The sequence below is a fragment of the Metabacillus fastidiosus NBRC 101226 genome (assembly GCF_001591625.1).
Classification (GTDB): Bacteria; Bacillota; Bacilli; order Bacillales; family Bacillaceae; genus Metabacillus; species Metabacillus fastidiosus.
On the sequence record NZ_BCVG01000196.1, the window covers coordinates 1 to 2,924 of the forward strand.

A 2,924-nucleotide genomic window follows, 5' to 3' on the forward strand; every position below is an offset into this window, starting at 1 on the left:
TAGAATTTTGAAATGGGAGTCTTACTGCCCGTTAAGGCTGGGATAAATTAATGAAGATATGAGGCTGTCTTATTTCCGTACTATTAAGACAGTCTTCTCTCACATTTAATAATTAATCCAACTAATAATTGTAAAAAAAATCCTTTTATATGACCTTTGGACTATTTATTGAAAATTTCTCCTTATTAGTTTTATATTGTAGTATTCTTGAAACAAGATACTAAAAGCATGTAAGGAGAAACATATGGATAATAAAAATCAGTTACTATACGATTTCATCATTGATCATTGATCATTGTACAGAATTAACAGACACATGGATACAATCAAAACATGCAGCAAAAGGAACGGTATATGCACCTGATGCTCCAGAAAAAGTGAAAGAAAGATTAAGAAAGCAAAATAAGAAATTTATACATACAATAGCAGCTGTTTTTATCATTCCTGATAAAGAATCAATTTATGAACCTATAAAGAAATGGGCAAGTGAAGTCGCCAATGACAGAGTGGAAAGCAATACACAAATTAGTGATATCATCTCTCAATTCAAACAATTCAGGCAAATTTATTGGAAGAAAATTAGTGAATTCACATTATCCGACACTGCAAATATTACTCCTAAGGATATTTTGGAGTGGTCATACTTATTTCATTTTGCTTTTGATACGCTAATCGAAGAATTTGTAAGCCTGTACACTCAAGTTCTTAACAAAAACTTATCTGCTCAAAAAGAAATGATCCTGGAGCTGAGTTCTCCAATAATTACATTAACAAATAAAATAAGTATCCTTCCATTAATCGGTGAAATTGATACCCAAAGAGCAAAATTTATCCTCGAATCCACACTTATGCAATGCCAGGAGAAAAAGGTAGATTATCTCGTTATTGATCTGTCTGGTGTACCTATCGTTGATACAATGGTGGCAAACCAAATATTTCTAGTCGTATCATCAGTCAATCTCCTCGGTGTAACATGTCTTATTACCGGTATTAGACCAGAAGTTGCACAAACTGCTGTACAACTTGGAATTGATTTTTCAGCTATACCTACATTTTCAACTTTACAAAAAGCATTATCTTATCTGCATTTCGAAGATACAACCATTTCCTGATTGAGTTATTGCCCCATAATAGTCAGACCTCACGATTTTTATGAAGCTGTGGGGCTGACTATTTTTATCATTTTTTTCTATTGTAATTTTAAATAATAATTCCCTTCTCCTTTAAGTTATCCAAGCATTCTTTCAAATAACATTCATTATGTTCCTTATAAATAGTTTCTGATTTGCTGTATAACCAGTTGATATCAATATTTAAATCATCTTTCAATGGGGCACATTTCTTTCCGCGATATTTTGGATCAAGCCATTCTTCTGTCACCTTGTATCCCCTTCTCTTCATTTCTTGCATAATTAAATGGTGATAATAAAATAGTTTAGAGTAGCTGTGTTCGAATACATAATTAACAGTTGCATGAGGCTTGCCCCAGCCGTTTCCCCTTAAAGCCGCACATTCTCGATGCTGTCCTAATAATTGCTGTCTTGGTAATCGATCAATTAAATGCTCATGCCATAACCTCATAAACTCACCTCAAAATACTTTTAACTGCCCGTACAGAAAAAAACGAGAAACTAATTATTCCTCGCTTTTCACTATAAAATACTGATTTAGAAGTTGATTAATTTGAAATCTCTTCATTCTCTTCTATTTTATCCAATTGTCGTTTATATTGGAGTGATTTTTGAAAAAATATAAATGAACCAATTAAAAACAAACTAGTCGTAATCATTAATAATATATTATTTATTGACGCTTCTGCCTGTTTCGGAAGAACGACACCTATATATAGAAAAACACTAACTGCTAGTAAAGTAAAAGCATATCTTTTAAAATCATTCATAAGGGCTCTTAATCTATTTTTGTTCATAAAAAATCACCCGCTTACATTAAATTGTAAATTAACTTTAACATAAGGCGTTATAAAATAGAGGATGTAAATTTATCCAACTAACGAGTGGTATCTATTTATTTTCCAGTTCTTCCACAATTTTCAATACTAATTCTGCTGAATGTTTCGCAGCTTTATGTAAAAACTGATCAAATGAAATATTTGATTCCTTACCTGCAATATCAGATAAAGCACGGATAATGACAAATGGAATATTAAATTGATGACATACTTGTGCAATTGCGGCTGCTTCCATTTCCCCTGCATAAAGGTTTTCGAATTTTGAGCGAATGAAATCTACTCGTACAGGATCACTTAAAAATGAATCACCTGTAACAATTAAGCCGCTTACTACTTGAATTCCTTCGGCTTCTTTCGCCTTTTCCAGTGCAATTTGAACTAATTTCTCGTCTGGTAAAAATGCAGCTGGAAGTCCAGGTACTTGACCATATTCATAACCAAAAACAGTTACATCTACATCATTATGGCGTACCTCTGTGGAAATAACGACATCTCCAACATTTAATGATTCATGAAATCCTCCTGCTGATCCGGTATTAATAACATAATCCGGCTTATAACGATCTAATAATAATGTAGTACTTAAAGAAGCATTCACTTTTCCAATTCCTGATTTTAACAGAATGACATCTATTCCTTTGAAACTGCCTTCTGTAAATTCACTCCCTGCAATCACTTCTGTTGTCCGATTTTCCAATTGATCTCTTAATATCGTAACTTCTTCTTCCATTGCTCCAATTATTGCTACTTTCATTTCCTTCAATCCCTTCTTCGATAATAATGATATAGTACCATTTATTTATGACAGTTGGCTAAATTCAAACAAAAAAGGCTAACTTAAATGTCAGCCTTTCCTTCTTATTTTATCCCAGCCTCAACGGGCAGTAAGATTTCCACTTCAGAGTTCTAACAATTCGAGGAAGCTAAGCGGGAAATCAACTACCCGTAAAGGTCC

4 protein-coding genes are annotated in these 2,924 nt (G+C 33.0%); 1 reads left to right on the forward strand and 3 read right to left on the reverse strand.

The window, feature by feature from the left end; all coding sequences use genetic code 11:
• Nucleotides 1-281 precede the first annotated feature (281 nt).
• A complete protein-coding gene (locus tag BFA01S_RS21230; RefSeq protein WP_066235589.1) occupies nucleotides 282-1,112 on the forward strand; it encodes an STAS domain-containing protein in 831 nt (276 codons plus the stop codon).
• Between the two features lie 88 nt (nucleotides 1,113-1,200).
• Here the strand turns inward: BFA01S_RS21230 and BFA01S_RS21235 are convergent, their stop codons facing one another.
• From BFA01S_RS21235 to mtnN, 3 genes are all read right to left on the reverse strand, one after another.
• Nucleotides 1,201-1,581, reverse strand: a complete 381-nt coding sequence (locus BFA01S_RS21235; RefSeq protein ID WP_066235590.1) for a TIGR02328 family protein — start codon at nucleotides 1,579-1,581, stop codon at nucleotides 1,201-1,203.
• Between the two features lie 97 nt (nucleotides 1,582-1,678).
• On the reverse strand, nucleotides 1,679-1,927 hold the full coding sequence (locus BFA01S_RS21240) for a YrhC family protein (protein WP_066235592.1): 249 nt from the start codon (nucleotides 1,925-1,927) through the stop codon (nucleotides 1,679-1,681).
• Nucleotides 1,928-2,021: 94 nt separating this feature from the next.
• Nucleotides 2,022-2,723, reverse strand: a complete 702-nt coding sequence (mtnN, locus tag BFA01S_RS21245; RefSeq protein WP_066235594.1) for a 5'-methylthioadenosine/S-adenosylhomocysteine nucleosidase — start codon at nucleotides 2,721-2,723, stop codon at nucleotides 2,022-2,024.
• Nucleotides 2,724-2,924 lie beyond the last annotated feature (201 nt).

What these genes read in the sequence shown, in the direction of transcription:
- BFA01S_RS21240 (WP_066235592.1), bottom strand. Translation starts at nt 1,927, where the DNA reads ATGAACAAAAATAGATTAAGAGCCCTTATGAATGATTTTAAAAGATAT.
- mtnN (WP_066235594.1), bottom strand. Translation starts at nt 2,723, where the DNA reads ATGAAAGTAGCAATAATTGGAGCAATGGAAGAAGAAGTTACGATATTA.
- BFA01S_RS21235 (WP_066235590.1), bottom strand. Translation starts at nt 1,581, where the DNA reads ATGAGGTTATGGCATGAGCATTTAATTGATCGATTACCAAGACAGCAA.